Here is a 19,329-nt window from a genome sequence, read left to right as displayed (position 1 = left end):
GGCATCCTTGAAAAATGGACAACCTGTTCAGGAAGTCCCCAAGAAGACGCATGATTCAAGAAAATGATGATTACCTATAAGATGCCGGGAAGGTCCCTGCAAGAGAAAACAAGGTGTTTTTAGAGAACGGATTAAGCGTGTGGATTCTTGTGGAGAAGAAATGCCTCCGGTGATTTGTAATTGCTCCTTGATGGAATTTAAGATTTCAGGATGGGGATAATGCAAGTTGCCAGTGATTGCGAATCTTCTATTTGAGAGGAAGGACGGATTGCCCTACTTGATTTCCTGATCCTGATTTTTGAGTGAAAGTCCCAGCGACAGGTTTGATCATGGAAAAATGAAGTTCAGAAGTTGCTCTGCAGGAAAGTACTGGGTAATGAACAAGCTTTTACGGACGGCAGCTTCTCTCCGACCGACATATAACGTGTTTGGATGGATGCCTATAGAAAGAGAAATAGCTACCTTTGAAAAGAAGCGGATTTTTTTATTTTTAAGTTATTTATGACGATTCTTAGATGAATCAATATTTTAATAAGAAAGAGCCACAGGCTTTTTCTGTTTATTTCTCCCGGAAAGGTCCCTGGCAGCCGCCAGCCTTCCGGGCATTTTTCAGGGCGGCTGCACCATCATATCAACATCAACAAATTAAATTAAAATCATGAAAACAAATAATTCCATGAACATTCAGAACGGAGTTTCCTCCGTTCCCGTCTACCAGAGGTGGTATTCCAGCCCCAAAATGGTTCAAGCAGCCCGTGGAAGAGCCATGGTTCTGAATGAGGAACCTGAATCGGAACCTGAACCCTGGCATGTTGTCTGGAATAAAAGCTTTTCAGACAGTTACTACAAAGGGAAGCCCTCTACCAGTGGAGACCACATGGAGACAGCCGAAAAATCCTTTACCGTACCGTCGGCTCCCACTCCACAACCGACAGAAGAAGACCCCACCCCCACTCCCCCCGAACCATTGGAAGCGACGTGCAACATGACCCTTACCGTAGATGACTGGGGCAAAATGTCCGTGGGACAATCCAGCACGGTTGCCCAGGAAATCGACATGACTTCGGGAGGAGAAGGCCCGCAGGGAGGGCATGCCAAATGGACCAAGGAAAGCGGTGAGTTCACCTTGAAATCCGGTGAATACACCCTGCATGTGGAACAGAATAATATCGACTATGATCCTCCGGAAAACAATATTTCCGTATGTGATTACAAATTTGAAGCCCACATCGACAAGGAAGGCCCCGCTACCGCAGGCGGCAAGAAAAAGCCAACCTGCGATTGTTGCAATTTTGATGGTCAAGGAGGGGGCTGCCCTCCGCCCCCGGCAGGAAGATCAAGAAGCGCGGCCCCCGTTTTTGGGAACACTTCCTCCGGAGGTGAAAACGCACAGGCAATCAGCGACGCTTCCCTGATGTACTGGGGGGCGGACTTCGGCCATTTCCGCGGGCTGGGCGGCATTCCCACCGGCTCCATTGAGTTGCTGGCGACCGATTCCACCGATGGGCTGAACCATCCCCATGCCCTCTGCTACGACTCCATGCTGGCAAGCTTCCTGGATATTCCGGAAGTTGGCATTGTGGCTGGAGGCACGTTTGATATTGTCACGGGAGCCGGGCGTGTTTGCGTTCAATGTGAAGTGGACAGGGAAACGCTGACGATCGTCGGCGAGTTTACGTCCTCCGGGAACCGTGCCTTCTTCACAACGGTGGACGGTGTTTTGTGCGTCCAGTGGATAAAGACGGACAAGAGCGTTGCCGTGTATAACGCCAGAACCGGAGCCCTTGTTTCCTACACGACCAGGTGGGGCAATATTTACACAGCCGAGCAGATTGGCGCCTATTTGCGCGTCAACAGGGACAGTGCAGGAGACCTCCTCCAGGTATGGAACCTCTGGGACGGCCTGCTCAACATTGAAGCCGTCACGGCTGACGGCTATACGATTGCCCTTTACACTCCCTCCCAGATTACCGGGCAGGATGAACAGGGGCTTTACACTGTTACGGGAGAACCGTTCAAAAAGTTCGTGATGGTCGGAGATGCCGCCACGGGCCGTTTCTCCGTCACCGAACAGACGCCGGGAAGGCTGGATTTCAAAACGGAATGGTGGCTTAACGGCAAAGCCTGGAACATGGCGCAGGGAACGGATGCTGAAGCCATCGTGACCCGCCGCACGCGGACGGAACTGGAGAAAGATACCTGGCAGCTCGTTACGGCGGTTTCCAGGGGAGAAGACGGAGCTGCCGCCTCCCATGTCTGCGAAGTGTACCAGACGACGGCTTATGGCGACCTGCTTCTTACCAAAGTGGATGGCTATGGCAGCGATCTTGCACAGACGACCACCTATGAATACGACTACTACGGCAGGAAGAAGAAGGAAACGCGCCCGGATGGAGGCGTATGGGAATGGTCCTACGACATGCTGGGACGCCTGACGCTGGAAAGGCAGCCCTGGTGCGGCGGCAAATCCCAGGACACGACATATCGGTATGTGACCGGGGATGGAGACAGCGAGGTAAGCAGCGATGTTGCCGAAGAACGCCGCCTCATGCGCGACGGTTCCAATAACCCCATTGAATTGTGGAAGAAAACCTACACGTACAGTCAAGCCGATCATGTCAGGCGCGTGGAAATCCGCACGACCGCTCTTGAGACGGAGACCGTCCAGCTCGAAGTGCAGGAAACGTGGCTGGGGAGCGCTCCCAACAGCTACGCGCAGGGCCGCATCAAGATGACCCAGGCCGTCAATGGCGTGCAGACCCATTATGAATATGCCGCCACGACGCAGCATGGAGCCGCTTATACGGAAACGCAGGAAACCCGCGTCAACGGAGAAGTGGTTCCGGGATTGAGCGTCAGAAAAGTCTCCTTCATTACCCCCCAGGGCAATACGGTGAGGGAAGAAAGCCATGTACTGCTTTCCGACAATACCTGGACGCTTACGGACAGCGCGGACTATGAATTTGACACAATGAACCGCTGGACGAAGCGCACCCGTGGCAACGGGCGCGTCTCCGAACAGGAATCCATCTGCGACGGACGCATCCTTTGGGAAAAGGATGAAGACGGCGTGCGGACAGACTACGGTTACGACAGTGCAAGGCTGCTGGTTGAGACGATCCGTTCCGCCACAGCGACAACTCCGGAAACCATCGTCAGTTACACGAAGGATGCCCTGGACCGGGCCACTGCGACCCGGACCGACACTGGAGCCATGAGCGTCGCCACGGAAACGGCCTACGACCTGCTGGGACGCATCACCAGCGAGACAGACTCTCTGGGACGGATAACCACTCACAGCTACAGCGCGAATGGCCTGACGGAAACCGTCACGACTCCCATGGGAGGAACGCTCATCACCCAGCGCCATGCGGATGGAACGATCCTGCGCCAGCACGGGACGGGCCAGCAGGACCTCAAGTTTGAAACCGATATGGCAAGCGACGGCCTCCGCGTGACAACGACCGTTCTCAACGGGACGGCGCGCGTTGTCCGGGGACGCGTCATTACGGACGGCTTCGGCCAGCAAATCCGTGTGGCAACGGTGCATACGAGGAATGGCAGCAATTACCGCCATCTGACTTACAACGCCAAAGGCCAGCTTGTCCGCGACCAGCTTGAAACACTGGCTCCCATCCTGTATGAATATGATTCCTTTGGCAACAAGACGAAGGAAACCGTGGCTCTTTCCGACGAACCGACCACGCTCAATTCACGGGTTATGGAATATACCTACACCCGTGAACAACGGGAAGAGGGCGTCTACGGACTTGTCACGACGACGGAATACGCAGCGGAAGGCACGCCCATTGTCCGGAAGGAAGCTACGCTGGTTTCTTCATTGAACCCCGTGCTGGAAAGCAAGGTGGTTACGACGGACGCCAGGGGGCATGACAGCGCCGATTGGACGGAATACGGGGAACCTGCCGCCAGGGTGCGGAAAGTGATCCAGCCCGGAGTATCGGATGCAGCCGTGATTCATACCGTGGACGGTTTTACCACCACTGTGACCGATTATGCAGGGATCTCCGCCAGCCAGAGCCGCGCCTATACGGCTCAAGGCATGACGATGGCCTATACGGACAGCCGCGGCAATACCACGACGGAAGTGTACGATACAGCCCTGCGCCTCCTTTCCGTGACGGATGCCGCGGAAAACAGCACGTCCTATGCCTACGGGCAGCCGCTGGACCATCCTACCTGCATCACCGACGCCATGGGCAAGACGGCCTGTTATGCCTATGACGCCAGGGGACGCAAGGAGGCCGAATGGGGAACGGCGATTCAGCCAGCCGTGTTCTCTTACAACGATGCGGACCAGATCACCGGCCTGACGACGTTCCGCGGTTCCTCGGAAGCTATCACGACTGATCCGCGAGAACGAACGGATGGAGACATGACGGCATGGAATTATAACGCCGCTACGGGATTGCCTACCCGAAAGACCTATGCAGACAACACCCATAAGGACATCAGTTACGATACGCTCAACCGCATTTCCACCTTTACGAACGGAAGAGGAAATGTCATGACGCGCAGCTATGACGCCCTGACCGGGCTGCTGACAGGCGAGACCTATGGCGAGGGTACTCCCTCCATCACGGCGACTTATAACCATCTGGGCCAGCTCACCGGCATTACCGATGCCAGCGGGACGCGCAGCTTCACCTACAACCAGTACGGGGAAGTGGAAGGGGAAAGCACGCTGGGACTTGTAGAAAGTTCCCTGGCGGCAGTGAAGGACGCCTACGGGCGAGCTTCAGGCTACAGCCTGCAATACGGCGGCGGCACTGTTTTACAAACGGGCTGGGGGTATGATTCCGCAGGAAGGCCTTCCACGGTTTCCCTCAACGCGGTGGCGACTCCGTTTACCTATGGCTACAATGCCGCCAACGGATTGCTGGAGACGCTGAACTATCCCAATACGCTGAAGAGATGGTACACGCTGGAAGAGAAGCGGGACCTGGTGGTCAAGATGGACTACCTGCGCCCTGGAAGCCAGAACTACCCGGCCAAGGTGGATTACACGTATGATTCTCTGGGACGCCCGGCGACGAAGAAGGATTATTTCAATACTCCTACTCCGGATCTTGTTCATACCTACACGTACAATGACCGCAGTGAAGTAATTGCCGACGCCCTAAGCCGGGGCGGAACATACACTTTTGCCTACGACAACGGAGGCAATCGGACAAATTCGCTGAAAGCGTCCGGACAGCGCAGTTACACGAGTAATATGCTTAACCAGTATTCCTCCATTTGCGATGATGACGGCACGACGGTTTTCATGCTCTATGACGAGGATGGCAACCAGACAGCCATTCTCACGTCTTCTGGAGAATGGATGGTCTCATACAACGCCCTGAACCAGGCAACCACCTTCACCCAGGGGAGCAAACGCATTGAATGTGTGTACGACTACCTAAACCGGCGTGTGGAAAAGACTGTCTACGACGGGGACACGCTGGTGTCCAGGAAGCGGTTCATTTACCTGGGCTATTTGCAGGTAGCGGAACTGGACGCCACCAATGAGACGGAGACGGCCGCCCCCATCCTGCGCAAGACCTATCTGTGGGACCCGGTGGAGTCCGTAGCGACTCGCATCCTTGCCATGAGTGTCTTTGACGAAGCCGGTGTTTACCAGGAAGACCTGTACTACACGCACGACCTGCTCAAGAACACGACGGCCTTGTTCGGCATCCAGGGAGGAAGGCGCGCCCTGTATGAATACGGACCCTATGGAGACATTATCAAGATGGAAGGAAACGCGGCGGAGATCAATCCGTTCCGCTTCTCCAGCGAATATCTGGATGACGACCTTGGGCTGGTTTACTACAATTACCGCTACTACAACGTAGTTGATGGACGCTGGATCAACCGCGATCCGATGGCGGAAAATGCCGGGTTCAATCTCTACTACTTTGTCGGTAATGGTTTGTCAATAGACTATCTTGGGTTGGTAAACTTTGATGGTCTCTTGCCCGGATTGAAGGATTTTCTGGAGAAACAGGCCCGGGCAGAAGCCCAGCAGAGATGTATTACATTTTGTAAAGAGTATGCTCCCAAAGGAACTCCGGATCAGGTCTGTACCGAAATCGGCAAACAGCTAGCAAAAAAACTGGAAGAAATTGCCAAAATGGCTGCCCACAAGATAGAAGGAACGGAGCCTCCTACCACAACAACAGGAAAACCCGGGAAGGGAGAGGGTGGTAGTGATAATTCTGGAGATGGAGGTCCCCAAGTTGGGGCCACTGCCATAGTTACCACTCCTGCTTTCGCTGGAAATTGGGGGACATCAGTAACTGGCACTGCGAATGTAGGGTCAAGTGGAGGGGTTAAGACGGGCGGAAACGCTAAACCTGTCGAAAATCCTGTTCCAGGAGTTAGCGTTGGCGTAAGTGTCAGTTTCCCTATTGGCAACGGTGGTGGTTCAGTGAAAATGGGTGGAAATGTTAATTTCCCGGCGAGCGGTGGTGTGGGAGTTGGAGGGAATGTAACAGTAACCTTTACATTCTAAAAAAGCATTTGATATTTTGGTATTATCGTTTATATATATTTATGTAATGCCGAAATATTATAATACTATTCCATTCCTTAAACTCCCTTCGCTACCGGTGCGAAGGGAGTTTAAGTTTTATGTATTTAACATCTGTGCATGTGTTTTTCTGACTTCAGTGACATATGCTTCTCCGGAAAAAGTACTATCCCATATTGAGCCGGTGATTGATTTACCAGTCGCACCTGAACAAATAAAATCAATCGAAACGTCAGCTCAACAGGGGGATGTTCAAGCACAATGTCAACTTGCCATATGTTATGGTAAAGGAACGGGCGTCCGGCAGGATTATCAGAAGGCTTTTCAGTGGGCATGGAAAGCTGCCCAGCAAAATAGTGCAGAGGGGCAATATCTGGTAGCGGCATGTTATTACCAGGGGAAGGGGGTAAAGCTGGATTTGAAAGAAGCGTTTAAATGGTTTTCAAAGTCCGCTCAACAGGGATATACGGACGCTCAAAACAACCTGGGAACCATGTATAAGGAAGGTATGGGCATTGAGCAGGATTTCAAGGAAGCCATGAAATGGTTTTTCCTGGCTGCTGAGAAAGAAAATGTTGTCGCTCAGCACAATATTGGGATCATGTATGTACATGGACTAGGAGTTAAGAAAGATTTGAAAGAAGCCTTCAAGTGGTTTTCAAAGGCTGCCCGGCAACAACATGCTGCGGCACAATATAATCTTGGAGTCATGTATGCAGAGGGTCAAGAGGTTCCACAGGATTGGAAAGAAGCTTTCCAATGGTATTCCGCTGCTGCCCGGCAACAGTATGCCCCGGCACAATGCAATCTTGGCGTTATGTATGCACAAGGTCAGGGGATTCAACAGGATTGGAAAGAGGCTTTCATTTGGTTGGAGCGTGCTGCCATGCAGGGAAATGCCTTTGCGCAAGTTTATCTTGGAGTCATGTATGCACAAGGTCAAGGGGTTCCACAGGATTGGAAAGAAGCCTTCAAATGGTTTTCCCTGGCAGCAAAACAAAATGATCGGGAGGGTCAGTACAACCTTGGAATCATGTATCAGAATGGAACGGGCGTTCCCCAAAACGATCAGGAAGCATTTAAGCTATATTGTGCCTCAGCCCGGCAACAATACGCCCCAGCCCAAAATGATCTTGGAGTGTTATATTACCGGGGAACTGGTGTTGAAAAAGATTTAAAGGAGGCTTTCAAATGGTTTTTCCTGGCTGCAAAACAAGATTACCCCAATGCCCAGTATAACCTTGGAAGGATGTATCTGGATGGGATGGGGGTTCCCCAGAATGATCAGGAAGCTTTCAAGTGGTTCTCTCTGGCAGCAAAACAAAATGATCCGGATGCCCAATGCAGCCTTGGAATCATGTATATAAATGGAAAAGGAGTTCCACAGGATTTGAAAGAAGCTTTCAAATGGTTTTTCCTGGCTGCGCAGCAAGGGAATGCTGAAGCCCAATACAATCTTGGAGCTATGTATGTAAATGGGCAGGGAGTCGAGAAAGATTTTAAGGAGGCATTCAAGTGGTATTCAAAGGCCGTAGAACACCAATATGCCCCGGCTCAATATGCTCTTGGAATTATGTACTCGCAAGGTATTGGTGTTAAAGAAGATTTGAAAAAAGTTTTTGAATTGTATTCCTCTGCTGTTCAACAGCAATATGCTCCGGCTCAATGTGAGCTTGGTGTCATGTATGCGCAGGGCCACGGAGTTCCACAGGATTGGAAAGAGGCTTTTAAGTTGTATTCCGCTGCTGCCCAGCAGGGATATACTCCAGCTCAAAATAATCTGGGAGTTTTGTATGAACGAGGTCAAGGAGTTGACCAGAATTGGAAGGAAGCTTTTAAATGGTATTCCGCTGCTGCTCAGCAGGGATGTACTCCAGCTCAAAATAATCTGGGAACTTTGTATTATCGGGGAATTGGTGTTGAAAAAGATTTGAAAGAAGCTTTCAAATGGTTTTTCCTGGCTGCAAAATTAGGTTGTGCAAATGCCCAATATAACCTTGGAAGGATGTATCGGGATGGGATAGGGGTTCCCCGGGATGACCAGGAAGCTTTCCAATGGTTTTCCTTGGCTGCAAAACAAAATAATCCGGAGGCCCAATACAATGTGGGAACCATGTATGCAAAAGGAAAAGGTGTCCAACAGAATATGCAGGAAGCTCTTATTTGGATGAAGCGTGCCGCTGAACAAGGAGATCAGGAAGCTCAAGCTTTTCTGGATGATTTTTCCAAAAGCGCACAAAGCCCTCATTAAGAATCTATATCTTATTACACGAGGCTCCCGGATATTCCGGGAGTCTCTTTGTTTTTCCATTTTCCTGGTGGATTTTTCGGGAAAGAAGCAGTAGGTTGGGAATTGTTTCCCTGTCTCTCCATGAATACGCCTCTTCATTGCCTGCTGCTCCAGACGCCGGGAGAATTTCTGGAAGGTGAAAAAGACTTCCTCCGGCTGGGGTATGCCGTGGAAGCCTTTCCTTCCATGCAGGACGCCTCCGGCCTGGATGATGCGGAACCGGAAGAACTTCCGCTGCATGCCTATGCCCCCGGCTGGCGCCATGGAGACCTGCCCCGTGCCTCTCTGGTCCGGATGCTGGCCGATTCCCGCTGGCAGAGGGAAGATTTCCTCATCTTTGGAGCAAGTGACGCCGTGCCGCTGGTGGAAGCTACTACTCTGCGCGACGCCTTGGAAAAGGAACGAAGAGTTCATCCGGAAACGCATGTCCTGCGCCTCTTCCATCACAAGGACCATTCACCCAACGATCCCCGGAAAGTGGAACCTCTCTGCGCTTTTTCGTGTTCCAGTCCCACAGGAAATGTAGCAAGACCCCTGCAAGGTTAAATTCTAATAATTTAAGAAATTAATTATCCTTAACAATATTATATAGAACCATGAAGAAGATCATCATCGCATTTATTGTAATCATTGTACAAACATCTTGCTCACCTTCTTCTAAAAAAGAATATAATTTCGCAAAAAATTATGATAATTTATCATCATATTTAAATTGGAAGGATCAGGAAAATATGGAGATGGCTTTTTTGAGACCGTTTGAATATAGAAAAAACACCTTCCTCATCATTATTCCCCAAGAGAATATTGTTCTCTTCGAAAGAAAATCAGATAGTAATCTTGAGAAAAGCGTTTTTGACGTATATGATATGCAATTACCAGGCAATCAAGAGGATAATGTTGAACTAGCATTTCGTCAGAGGAGGTACAGCAATTCGGATCAATTTAATTATCTTATGAATTGTTTTTCCAATGTACTCATTTTTAGAGAAACAATAGAAATAAGGGAAAATAATTTTGATATTCTTGAAAATATTATTCATGGCTTATGCGTGGAAGATTTGAATATTATTGATGATTGGACCAAAATTCATATTGTGAAAAAATTAAGAAGCATCAGTATTAATGTTCAGGGAGCAATAACAATACAAACGACTACATTTCATTACGAATACATTGATAATAAAACACCAGCAAAAAAAATAGATGAATCCTACTATTTCAGATTAAATTAGGGACCGATCTATATCGGTATTTATTTTTATAACAATAGAAAGAGATTTGAATTAAAATTTCACGTCTCTTTTATGTTATGAGTTTCAGTATGAGAGGATTTTCTCTGCCCGGAAATTATGGAAAGGCAGAAAAGAAGGAATCCTTACCACGCAGAAGCTTTGCAAGGCTTCGAAAAGGGAGATGACGGAGTGGATGATGGATTTGTGATAAGTTATCATCAGATAGTTACATTAATCTGTAACTCTTCTCCAACACCCGTATCTCAAAAAAAACGGCCACCCGGAGCCCTTCCTTTGAATGTGAACCGTATCAATATGGCCGAATTGAACTACAGAGAATTTTTCCTCGAAGTGAATGGAAATCACGGTTTCCTTCCCGATGTGGACGGCGTCCATGCCGAAGTCCGCTCCCTCCAACAGAATGTCGATTTAATCATGCGGCCGGAGCTTGTGGAATTTGGCGTTTTCCCACATGCTGTACACTTGGTCTTTGGAACGCCGCATCGGACAGACGCATGCATACTTCTTGGTGTTGGAGTGCCGATGTTGATTAAAGACAGGGAATCGGTGATCAGGAAGCAGATGCCGGACTGCAGGCCAATGAAGCTGACCTGAAGGACCTGGAAGTCATAGTCGTTATTTTACGATTTACGATTTTTCCAGGTACATCATGCTGAACGCCTGCCGCGTTGTGATGGTCATGCACAGGGTGCTGTCGTTGAGGGTATGGCGATCCTGCATGAAAGTTTTGGCAAAGAGTAGCTTGTCGAGAGCTATTGGGGCGCAGGCCAGCCAAAGGCTGGAATAAATATCAATGAGGAACTGTTTAAGATATGGAAACGAGACTGCATCCCTTTTTATGTTCCTATGATTTCGGTTGCAATTTAAGAAGGTTTTTTAAATTGATGGACACATTCAGGGATATTGATTTGTCTGAGATGGATTTTTTCAGATTTTTATTTTCAAAATATTGAGAGGATTTTATTCTGGCCCATTCCTGATGAAATTGCTGCATTGCATTTTGATAAACGGGATTCCAGGTCTGAAGCATATATTCGGAGTCTTTTTCAGACTGGGGACTCCTGTTGAGCAGGGAAATTTGAAAACGAAGGGAATTAAATAATGAGACAAGGCTCTCCTCATTCGCTTCCGCCATGTTCCGATCCGTGATCCTGGCGGCGACTGCATTTAAACGGGGAAGAATTTCCAGAATGCCATCCATGATTTTGCGGGGTTGGAATGCGCACAGAGCTCTTCCATGAGTTGTGCCTTTTTGCTCCCTTTCTGTGCACCTTCCCGGAAGAGTAGCTTCGCTGCATTCATGTCTTTTTCACGGTACATCGCAAAAAAAGCCTGGAGCAAATAGGGATATCCCTTATTCTTCTCAAAAGCATTGATGCAGTCCGAATCGGAAAGAGAGGATTGATGCTTGTCCAGATAGCCTTCAAGGATGGAGCATTTTGTTTCCAGCATAAGTTCAAATTCAATTTCCAACAGGTTTCTTTTTTGCAGGTCACGCAACAGGTTTAATGTATCCTTGAGCTGCTGGTTAACTGCTACCAGGACGGCATACAATTCTTTTGCTTCATCTTCCGTTGCCTCGTACTTTGCGGGGTTGCTCCGAATGCTGTCCGCGAGAATAACATTGTTCAGTACAGCACGTTCCCAAAGAAAGGAAATTGTCTCTTCCTTGTTTTGTCCGGTTTCCGGCGTTGTAATGGAATCGAGAACGTCTTTTAATTATTTACAATCTTGCAAGATATTATGGACCGGCAAAACGCCGTATTTGAATGAAGAAAGGTCCGTTCCAAGATCATTTTGCCGAGGAGCGGGTGATTTTTTCTGCCCAGATTCCGCAGCCTCCCGGGTGAAGGAACCTTGGGCCCCGCTCATCCATAGAATGCATGTCAATACCAACAATTTTAAGAGATACATATAATGAATGTTATAAAATAAAACAAGATGTTTAGAAGGAGTAATTTATTTGGGTGGGGTCTGATGTAGCTGGCTCAAATTTTCTCCCTGGCATGCTGATACTCCCGGAGGATAAATCACATGGTACATTGTATATTAACACGTCCTTTTTTAGCCGGCTCATTTGTCTCCATTGTTGTGAATGTGGATGGTAATTGTTGTAAGAGGCTGGCGATAACGCTGTTTTATGGGGCGAAAGCTCTGTCCGCGAATGCGTTTGTACCCAAGTCGGCGAAAGGAGGTCTGGTTACAGCCAAAAAGAAGCAGAAACCAAGAGAACGGCCCGTACGATGGCATGGTTGTTGCTGCTGGGGTCCTCCAAGGATGGAAATGTAGCCCGAACAGGTTATATAATCCGGTGGTTTTTCAAATGTAGGGAAGCGCTGGATGAGGATTATACGATGGCAAGGTGTGTAAGACGTATCTGGATGGAGGGCGATTCATTGAACAAATCGGGCGTGAGAGCATTTATCGGGTAATTATCTGATAAAATAGTGTGCCACTATTTTCCAGCATTGCGTCTTTCTTCCTCCTGGTCAAGGAAAGGGTGCAGGAGATTCCTTCGGGGTAAAACACCGTAACCCAATAACACGATTTCCCATGTTTCCCTTCTTGAAGCATGGGAAATCGTCCTGCGGGGGCTTCCTCCCGATTTAGCAATCGGAAGGGCTGCTCCAGTCTCAGGCAGCCCTTTTCCGTTTATTGTTTTTCTGAAGATTTTTTCAGCATGAATGAGATGTTTCCTCCTATACTTTCTTCCTCTAAAACATAAGCATTGCCTCCATCAGATGTCTTAAAATAAAGGAATAAATAGGGTTCAATCGCTCTAGGAATACCATTTTCTATCTTTACGGATTTGATAACCAATCTGTCCTTTCCTATTTTTTCACAAATATAACTTTCTGAATCTTGCCCCTTTGTCCATTGGTCTTTGGAAAATACGATCGTGGCATTGTAGGAGGAATCGGAAGTATATGATACACGTTCTTTATATTTTTCGTAGTAGTCTCCAATTCCTCCATTTCTGACGATTGCACCATCGTCAAGAGCTTGAGTATAAAAGCTGATATGGACGTATTTTATCTTTTTGCTCGTCATGGTCAGCGTGTAGCCGTCGAGGGAATCGGGAATCGTAATGGTCTGGTCGCTAGGATGAGAAATGCTTTTTTCTTCCGCCGACATGGAAGGATGAGCGGAGAGCAGAAAAGCACATGCGCTTATTGGCAATAATATATTCATGGTGAAGTAACGCTAATAACCAGATCATCTTTACTATATCAATGTGGAGTAGTAATCAACACGTTTTATATGTGATCATTGCTGATTCAGTGAATGATGAGCATAGCGCGATCTATTGGCATTACGGAATGCGTCACCAATCACAGCAGAACCCGGAGATTCAGCTCTGCATCAAAATCAGCAGATGAACACACAAAAAAACTGCCCGGAAGGAACAAGTTGGAAAAGAAAAAATGGAGCGGATGATGGGATTCGAACCCACGACATCAACCTTGGCAAGGTTGCGCTCTACCCCTGAGCTACATCCGCTTTGGATGACCGACTGCCTTGCGGCGTCCGTGTGGCAGAAAATATATATGGGGATTCGAATTTGGCAAGATTTTTTTAGAGAAAAGTCCGTCTTTTTCCCAGGAAGCTGTCTGAAAATTACCGTTTGCCGTGTGGCGGATGGAAGTCTCCATATTTATCAGAGGCATCTTGAAGGAAGAGGGAGGGGAGTTTGCTTGTCCAGACTATTCCTATTTCACGGGGAACCCTGTCAGCAAAGTGTCTGTCGCGTTCAGATCGTCCCCGGTTTTCAGGTGGACATGAACGAATAGGTGATTCCGCCTGGCTGTTATCACGCAATGCACTCATTCCAAGAATGGTGGAGATTGGCATTCAGGAAGGTAAACCAGAGGTCCATGGTTTTATCCTTTATAAGGGATTAAAAGATAGAGAGGTCTGGTGCCCGATATCCGATAGAAGTGTTTTTCTGAACAAAGTGTCGGAGGGCTTGGAAGAATCTCCGCAGCATGAAAAACGGGACTGTTCCGGGAAGGCTTGTTTACCTGGCCGCGGAACAGTCCCGGGAAAGCGGATGGTTTTTATGAGAGGGTCAGTAGCTTCTGGCCCAGAGGACGCGGCGTTCTGTCAGGCGGCCCGTGAGGATGCACGGGGCGGGGTCTCCGTGGCCCAGTTCTCCCAGAGGAATGCAGCGGATGGAGATGCGCAGGCGTTTGGCGAGTTCTTCCTCCTCTTCCGGAGAGCCGTCCCACGGCACTTGCAGCCAGTCGGCGTCTCCTTCTCCGGAGAAGTTTTCTTCCAGTTCCCGGAGTGTGGAGGCGGGGCGGATGTGAGCGTCCCGGAAGGCAACAGCCTTGTTGAGCAGGGTGTCCTGAATGTTCTGGAGAATATCCGTGATGGTGTCCGCCAATTCCGTTTCAGGGAGGAAGGTTTTTTCGTTGGGGGCCTGGTCGCGCCGCTGGAAGCAGACGGAGCCTTTTTCCAGGTCGCGGGGGCCTATTTCCAAGCGAACGGGCACGCCTTTCTTGACCCATTCCCATTTTTTGGCGCCGCCGCCCAGGTCGCGCCTGTCCACCAGCACGCGGAGGGGCTGGCCGTGGAAGGTTTTGGCGCGGAGGGTGCGGGCCAGTTCCTCGCAGTGGTCCAGAATTGCCTGGCGCGTGTCTTCCTTGGGGGTAACGGGAATGATGACTACCTGCTGGGGGGCCACGCGGGGCGGGCATACCAGGCCGTCGTCGTCGGAGTGCATCATGATCAGGGCGCCGATCATGCGGGTGGAGACGCCCCAGGAACTTGTCCACGCGAATTGCTGGGTGTTGTCCCGTCCGGCAAAGCAGATGTTCTGCGATTTGGAGAAGTTCTGGCCCAGGAAGTGGGAGGTGCCCGCCTGGATGGCCTTGCGGTCCTGCACCATGGCTTCCACGGTGTAGGTCCGTTCCGCTCCGGGGAAGCGTTCCGCTTCCGTTTTTTCTCCGGGAATGGTGGGGATGGCTAGCACGTCGCGCTGGAATTCCTCATACACCTTGTGCATGGTGAGGGTTTCTTCAATGGCCTCCTCCCGCGTTTCATGGGCGGTGTGGCCTTCCTGCCACAGGAATTCCGCGGTACGCAGGAAGATGCGGGGCCTCATTTCCCAGCGCATGACGTTGCACCACTGGTTGATCTTGAGGGGAAGGTCGCGGTAGCTGGACGTCCAGCGCGCGAAGGCTGCGCCGATAACGGTTTCCGACGTGGGGCGGATGACGAAGGGTTCCGTGAGCTCCCCGGTAGGGATCATGTGTGTTTTTCCGGTGGCTTCATCCTTTTGGGCTTCCAGCCTGTGGTGGGTAACTACGGCGCATTCCGTTGCAAAGCCTTCAGCATGCTCGGCTTCCTTTTCCAGGTAGGAGATGGGGATGAGCAGGGGGAAGTAGGCATTGGTGTGGCCGGTGTCCTTGAAGCGCTGGTCCAGGTCCTTCTGGATGAGCTCCCAGATAGCGTAGCCCCACGGCTTGATGACCATGCAGCCGCGCACTTCGGAGTTTTCCGCCATGTCGGCTCCCTTGATGACTTGCTGGTACCACTCGGGGAAGTCCTGGGCGCGGGTGGGGGTGATTGCGGTTTGTTGAGACATATGGATGGTGTGTTGAAGGGAAGGGGAGAGCCCGCGAATGCATTAAAAGGGGGCGTTTTTATATTCCCGGTAGTTGCTGAAGGCAAAGAGGGCCATGAATATGGGGATAAAGTAGCCGTGGAAGAGCTGGAAGCTGACCAGGCCGATAACGATGGAGGTGATGAACCCGGTCATGAATACTTTTTTGGGAGAGCGGACGAATTGGGCGACCAACTGGCCGCCGTCCAGGGGATAGATGGGCAGCAGATTGAGGACAGTCCACCATTCGCCGATCATGATGAGGCAGGAGAGGATGTACAGTTTGGGGGAGACGGCCGTTGCCAAGTAGGGATAGAGCACCAGATCCCAGAAGTCCTTTCCGTTGGCGGTCAGGACGGGACCAACGATATTCCACGCAATCAGGATGCTGATGACGCCCAGAATCAGCGTCATCATGGGACCCGCCAGAATCATCAGGACACGTCCGGCGCGGGTGAGCTGCATGCCGTGGCTGCTGGTCACGCCGCCGAAGAGTTCCAGGATAATGGTTTGCTGGCCTCCTCCCAGTTTGCGGCCCACCAGTGCATGCCCCAGTTCATGGGAAAGGATGGCGATGAATCCGGCAATGACGAACAGGGCCGGGTAAATGAGGGATTCCACACTGCTTACGCCGAGTATGCCGCCGAAGATGGCCAGCACTATCCAGAATGTGGGGCGGATATAGATAGGTATCCCGAACAGCGTGAAGTGGATCATGCGCGAGAGGGTAAGGGCATAATCCCTTTTTGCCAAGCCCGGAGAATGTGCATGCACCGTTTTGGCGTTGGAAAGGCTCTCCCGAATGTGTTAAATGAATGGAATGAGGCTTTTTGCCATGATCCTGTGCTGTGCCGCGCTGGCGGCGCTGGGCTACGAGGGGCCGCCGCCACTGACGGAGATGGACGGGCGTTCCCCCATACGCATGGGCGGCGAGTTGCTGGGCGGCTACCGTTCCCATTACGTTTACCGGGGGGAGAAGATGGGGAACAATTCTGTGGAAGGGCAGATTTCCGGCGGTTTTTCCCTGTCTGATTCCTGGGCCATGAGTGGGGAGCTTTTTTCCGTCCGCAACTGGCAGAGTCGGAATTTCAACCAGACTTCCCTGCACGGGGAGGTCCAGTATTACCTGGCGGACGAGTGTACGGCCGGCTTCTTCCTCAACGGGCAGTGGTATGATTCCTGTCCCCTGAAGAGCGGTGCTGAGCCGGGGCTGGTGCTGAGGTGGAATCCCAAGAGGGACTGGTCGTTCCGCGGTTCCCTGCTTTACGATGCCGGGCAGGATGGATTTTATTCGGAGTGGGCGGCTACCTGGCAGCCACTGCTGTGTGAGTCCGTGGCCATGGTGAATACGGTGTCCCTGGGCTTTTCTCAGGATTATATGGGCAGAACCGGCCTGAAGGAGGTGATGGTGCGCACAGGATTCCTGTGGGGCGCATCCACCGGGCTGCGGGTGGAGCCTTTCATCGGATTGTATTGCGGCTACGGGCGCGACGATTTTAAAAAAGTGGTGCTGGGGCTTTGGTGCTCTTACTCTTTCTGACCGGGCATTTTCTCCCTTCTCCCGGCATTTTCCAGTTGCCAAACCGGGAGGCTTGGTCATAATGGCCCGCGTATTATGAAGCCTACACTTCTTGTTTTAGCAGCTGGCATGGGCAGCCGTTACGGCGGCCTCAAGCAACTTGACCCGATGGGCCCCAATGGTGAAGTCGTTCTTGATTATTCGGTTTATGACGCCATCCGCGCCGGATTCGGCAAGGTGGTATTCATCATCCGCCGCGATTTTGAAGATGTGTTCAAGGAAAAGGTCGGCAGCCGATTTGCCGACAAGATTGAAGTGGATTATGCGTTCCAGTCCCTGGACGACCTGCCGGAAGGCTTTTCCGTGCCGGAAGGCCGTGAAAAGCCCTGGGGCACCGCCCACGCCCTGCGCGCCGCCCGCAATGTGGTGAAGGAGCCTTTCGCCGTCGTGAACGCTGACGATTTTTACGGCGCGGACGCTTTTGTCCAGGCTGCCAAGTTCCTGACTTCCACCACGGATGAACCGAACAAGGCCCATTACGGCATGATCGGGTATCCGCTGAAGAATACCCTGTCCGACAACGGGGACGTGAACCGCGGCATCTGCTCCATCAAGGAGGGATTGCTGGACGGTGTGGAAGAGTTCGTGAAGATTCAGGCCGATGAAGACGGAGTGGTGCGCGGGAATAACCTGAAGGGCGAACGCCTGCCCGTGAATCCGGAAGAACTGGTGTCCATGAATTTCTGGCTCTTCTCCCCCTCCTTTGTCGAATTGACGGAAGACCGTTTCATTGACTTCCTGAAAGAATACGGACAGGAGCCCAAGAGCGAATGCTTCATTCCCACCGTGGTGGACGCCCTGATTCATGCGGACCGGGCGGACTGCAAGGTTCTGCCTACTACCTCCACCTGGTTCGGCGTCACCTATCCGGATGACAAGCCCATGGTTGTGGAAGGCATCAACAAATTGATCAAGCAGGGCGTGTACCCTGAAAAGCTCAACTAAGTTCCCGCAATGCACGATCTCAAGGCTGTTTCTTCCCTGTTTGACCTCCGGGGCGATTTCGTCCAGGGCTATTCCTACGGCAGCGGCCACATCAACGATACCTACTGCGTCTGGGTGGACCAGGCCGGCCTGCGCATCCGCTATATTCTCCAGCGCGTGAACCATAACGTGTTCAGACAGCCCATTCCGCTGATGGAGAACGTAAAGCGCGTGACAGACCACGCCCTGAAGCGTTTGAAGGAGGAAAACTGTCCGGAAGCCTACCGCCGGACCCTCACGCTGGTGCCCGCCGTGGACGGCAAGCCCTACGCCCTGGATGCGGACGGCAATTGCTGGCGCGTGTATCCGTTCATCGAACGCGCCCGGACCTACGACCAGATTGAAACTACCAAGCAGTGCGTGGAAGCGGCCCGCGCCTTCGGCGACTTCCAGAAGCTGACGGCCGACCTTCCCGGCGAACCCCTGTTTGAGACCATTCCGGATTTCCATAACACGACTTCCAGGCTGGCCGCCCTGAAGGATGCCATCCAGGCTGATCCGCTCGGCCGTGTGAAGGAGGTGCAGAAGGAAATCGACTGGTACCTTTCCCGTGAGGCGGACTGCCACCTGGTGGTGGATTACCTGAAGTCCGGAGAACTGCCCCTGCGCTGCACGCACAATGATACCAAGCTGAACAACGTGATGCTGGATGACGTGACCGGGGAAGGCATCTGCGTGATCGACCTGGATACCACGATGCCCGGTTCCGCCATTTACGACTTCGGGGACATGATCCGCACCGCTACGTCTCCCGCAGCGGAAGATGAAAAGGATATTTCCAAGGTCACCATGCGCATGTTCATGTTTGAAGCTCTCGTTCAGGGTTATGTAAGCTCCGCCAAGAGCTTCCTGACCCCTCTGGAAAAGAGCCTTCTTCCGTTCTCCGGCAAGCTGCTGACGATGGAGTGCGGCATCCGCTTCCTGACGGACTACCTTTCCGGGGACGTGTATTTCAAGATCCACCGCCCGGAACACAACCTGGACCGCTGCCGCACGCAGATGGCCCTGGTGGAGTCCATTGAAGCGCAGATGGACGAGATGAAGGCGGTCGTGGACCGTTATTAAGCAAACCATTCAACC

13 protein-coding genes and 1 tRNA gene are annotated in these 19,329 nt (G+C 51.2%); 8 read left to right on the top strand and 6 right to left on the bottom strand.

Annotated features, from left to right (window positions below; all coding sequences use genetic code 11):
• Positions 1-658 precede the first annotated feature (658 nt).
• The 5 genes from V3C20_RS00220 (at position 659) to V3C20_RS00200 (ending at position 10,672) form a co-directional block, all read left to right on the top strand.
• Entirely contained in the window at positions 659-6,517 is a 5,859-nt protein-coding gene (locus V3C20_RS00220; protein WP_130083483.1) for an RHS repeat-associated core domain-containing protein, read from the top strand.
• A 202-nt stretch (positions 6,518-6,719) separates the two neighbouring features.
• Positions 6,720-8,786 carry a tetratricopeptide repeat protein gene (locus V3C20_RS00215; RefSeq protein WP_161981327.1) on the top strand — a complete coding sequence of 689 codons (2,067 nt, stop codon included), beginning with the start codon at positions 6,720-6,722 and terminating at the stop codon, positions 8,784-8,786.
• Positions 8,787-8,906: 120 nt separating this feature from the next.
• Positions 8,907-9,371: a hypothetical protein gene (locus V3C20_RS00210; RefSeq protein ID WP_130083485.1), complete on the top strand. Its 465-nt coding sequence runs from the start codon at positions 8,907-8,909 to the stop codon at positions 9,369-9,371.
• Between the two features lie 50 nt (positions 9,372-9,421).
• The gene (locus V3C20_RS00205; RefSeq protein ID WP_130083486.1) at positions 9,422-10,057 is read left to right on the top strand and encodes a hypothetical protein; all 636 of its coding nucleotides are present in this window, start codon (positions 9,422-9,424) and stop codon (positions 10,055-10,057) included.
• A gap of 117 nt (positions 10,058-10,174) precedes the next feature.
• Positions 10,175-10,672 carry a hypothetical protein gene (locus V3C20_RS00200; RefSeq protein ID WP_130083487.1) on the top strand — a complete coding sequence of 166 codons (498 nt, stop codon included), beginning with the start codon at positions 10,175-10,177 and terminating at the stop codon, positions 10,670-10,672.
• Positions 10,673-10,922: 250 nt separating this feature from the next.
• Here the strand turns inward: V3C20_RS00200 and V3C20_RS00195 are convergent, their stop codons facing one another.
• The 6 genes from V3C20_RS00195 to V3C20_RS00170 form a co-directional block, all read right to left on the bottom strand.
• Positions 10,923-11,279: a hypothetical protein gene (locus V3C20_RS00195; RefSeq protein ID WP_130083488.1), complete on the bottom strand. Its 357-nt coding sequence runs from the start codon at positions 11,277-11,279 to the stop codon at positions 10,923-10,925.
• Positions 11,246-11,632 (bottom strand): hypothetical protein, encoded by a 387-nt coding sequence (locus V3C20_RS00190; RefSeq protein WP_130083489.1) that lies wholly within the window; start codon positions 11,630-11,632, stop codon positions 11,246-11,248. The genes V3C20_RS00195 and V3C20_RS00190 overlap by 34 nt, the downstream gene beginning before the upstream one ends.
• Before the next feature lie 1,098 nt (positions 11,633-12,730).
• The gene (locus tag V3C20_RS00185) at positions 12,731-13,270 is read right to left on the bottom strand and encodes a hypothetical protein (RefSeq protein ID WP_130083490.1); all 540 of its coding nucleotides are present in this window, start codon (positions 13,268-13,270) and stop codon (positions 12,731-12,733) included.
• 234 nt (positions 13,271-13,504) lie between these two features.
• Positions 13,505-13,579, bottom strand: a tRNA-Gly gene (locus V3C20_RS00180).
• Between the two features lie 568 nt (positions 13,580-14,147).
• Positions 14,148-15,668 (bottom strand): proline--tRNA ligase, encoded by a 1,521-nt coding sequence (gene proS, locus V3C20_RS00175; protein ID WP_130083491.1) that lies wholly within the window; start codon positions 15,666-15,668, stop codon positions 14,148-14,150.
• A gap of 42 nt (positions 15,669-15,710) precedes the next feature.
• Positions 15,711-16,403, bottom strand: a complete 693-nt coding sequence (locus V3C20_RS00170; RefSeq protein ID WP_130083492.1) for a site-2 protease family protein — start codon at positions 16,401-16,403, stop codon at positions 15,711-15,713.
• A 118-nt stretch (positions 16,404-16,521) separates the two neighbouring features.
• Here V3C20_RS00170 and V3C20_RS00165 point away from each other — a divergent pair, with 118 nt between their 5' ends.
• The 3 genes from V3C20_RS00165 to V3C20_RS00155 all read left to right on the top strand — a co-directional run bounded on the left by V3C20_RS00165 (position 16,522) and on the right by V3C20_RS00155 (position 19,314).
• Entirely contained in the window at positions 16,522-17,226 is a 705-nt protein-coding gene (locus V3C20_RS00165) for a hypothetical protein (protein ID WP_130083493.1), read from the top strand.
• 75 nt (positions 17,227-17,301) lie between these two features.
• A complete protein-coding gene (locus V3C20_RS00160; RefSeq protein ID WP_162851510.1) occupies positions 17,302-18,210 on the top strand; it encodes a sugar phosphate nucleotidyltransferase in 909 nt (302 codons plus the stop codon).
• Between the two features lie 9 nt (positions 18,211-18,219).
• Complete coding sequence (locus V3C20_RS00155) at positions 18,220-19,314, top strand: aminoglycoside phosphotransferase family protein (RefSeq protein WP_130083494.1); 1,095 nt, start codon at positions 18,220-18,222, stop codon at positions 19,312-19,314.
• Positions 19,315-19,329 lie beyond the last annotated feature (15 nt).

This window comes from Akkermansia sp. RCC_12PD, from assembly GCF_036417355.1.
GTDB lineage: Bacteria > Verrucomicrobiota > Verrucomicrobiia > Verrucomicrobiales > Akkermansiaceae > Akkermansia.
The sequence above is the reverse complement of the archived record's forward strand: the minus strand, read 5'-3'. Positions and strand labels throughout refer to the sequence as shown.

What these genes read in the sequence shown, in the direction of transcription:
- V3C20_RS00220 (WP_130083483.1), top strand. Translation starts at nt 659, where the DNA reads ATGAAAACAAATAATTCCATGAACATTCAGAACGGAGTTTCCTCCGTT.
- V3C20_RS00210 (WP_130083485.1), top strand. Translation starts at nt 8,907, where the DNA reads ATGAATACGCCTCTTCATTGCCTGCTGCTCCAGACGCCGGGAGAATTT.
- V3C20_RS00205 (WP_130083486.1), top strand. Translation starts at nt 9,422, where the DNA reads ATGAAGAAGATCATCATCGCATTTATTGTAATCATTGTACAAACATCT.
- V3C20_RS00200 (WP_130083487.1), top strand. Translation starts at nt 10,175, where the DNA reads ATGGAAAGGCAGAAAAGAAGGAATCCTTACCACGCAGAAGCTTTGCAA.
- V3C20_RS00195 (WP_130083488.1), bottom strand. Translation starts at nt 11,279, where the DNA reads ATGGATGGCATTCTGGAAATTCTTCCCCGTTTAAATGCAGTCGCCGCC.
- V3C20_RS00185 (WP_130083490.1), bottom strand. Translation starts at nt 13,270, where the DNA reads ATGAATATATTATTGCCAATAAGCGCATGTGCTTTTCTGCTCTCCGCT.
- proS (WP_130083491.1), bottom strand. Translation starts at nt 15,668, where the DNA reads ATGTCTCAACAAACCGCAATCACCCCCACCCGCGCCCAGGACTTCCCC.
- V3C20_RS00170 (WP_130083492.1), bottom strand. Translation starts at nt 16,403, where the DNA reads ATGATCCACTTCACGCTGTTCGGGATACCTATCTATATCCGCCCCACA.
- V3C20_RS00165 (WP_130083493.1), top strand. Translation starts at nt 16,522, where the DNA reads ATGATCCTGTGCTGTGCCGCGCTGGCGGCGCTGGGCTACGAGGGGCCG.
- V3C20_RS00160 (WP_162851510.1), top strand. Translation starts at nt 17,302, where the DNA reads ATGAAGCCTACACTTCTTGTTTTAGCAGCTGGCATGGGCAGCCGTTAC.
- V3C20_RS00155 (WP_130083494.1), top strand. Translation starts at nt 18,220, where the DNA reads ATGCACGATCTCAAGGCTGTTTCTTCCCTGTTTGACCTCCGGGGCGAT.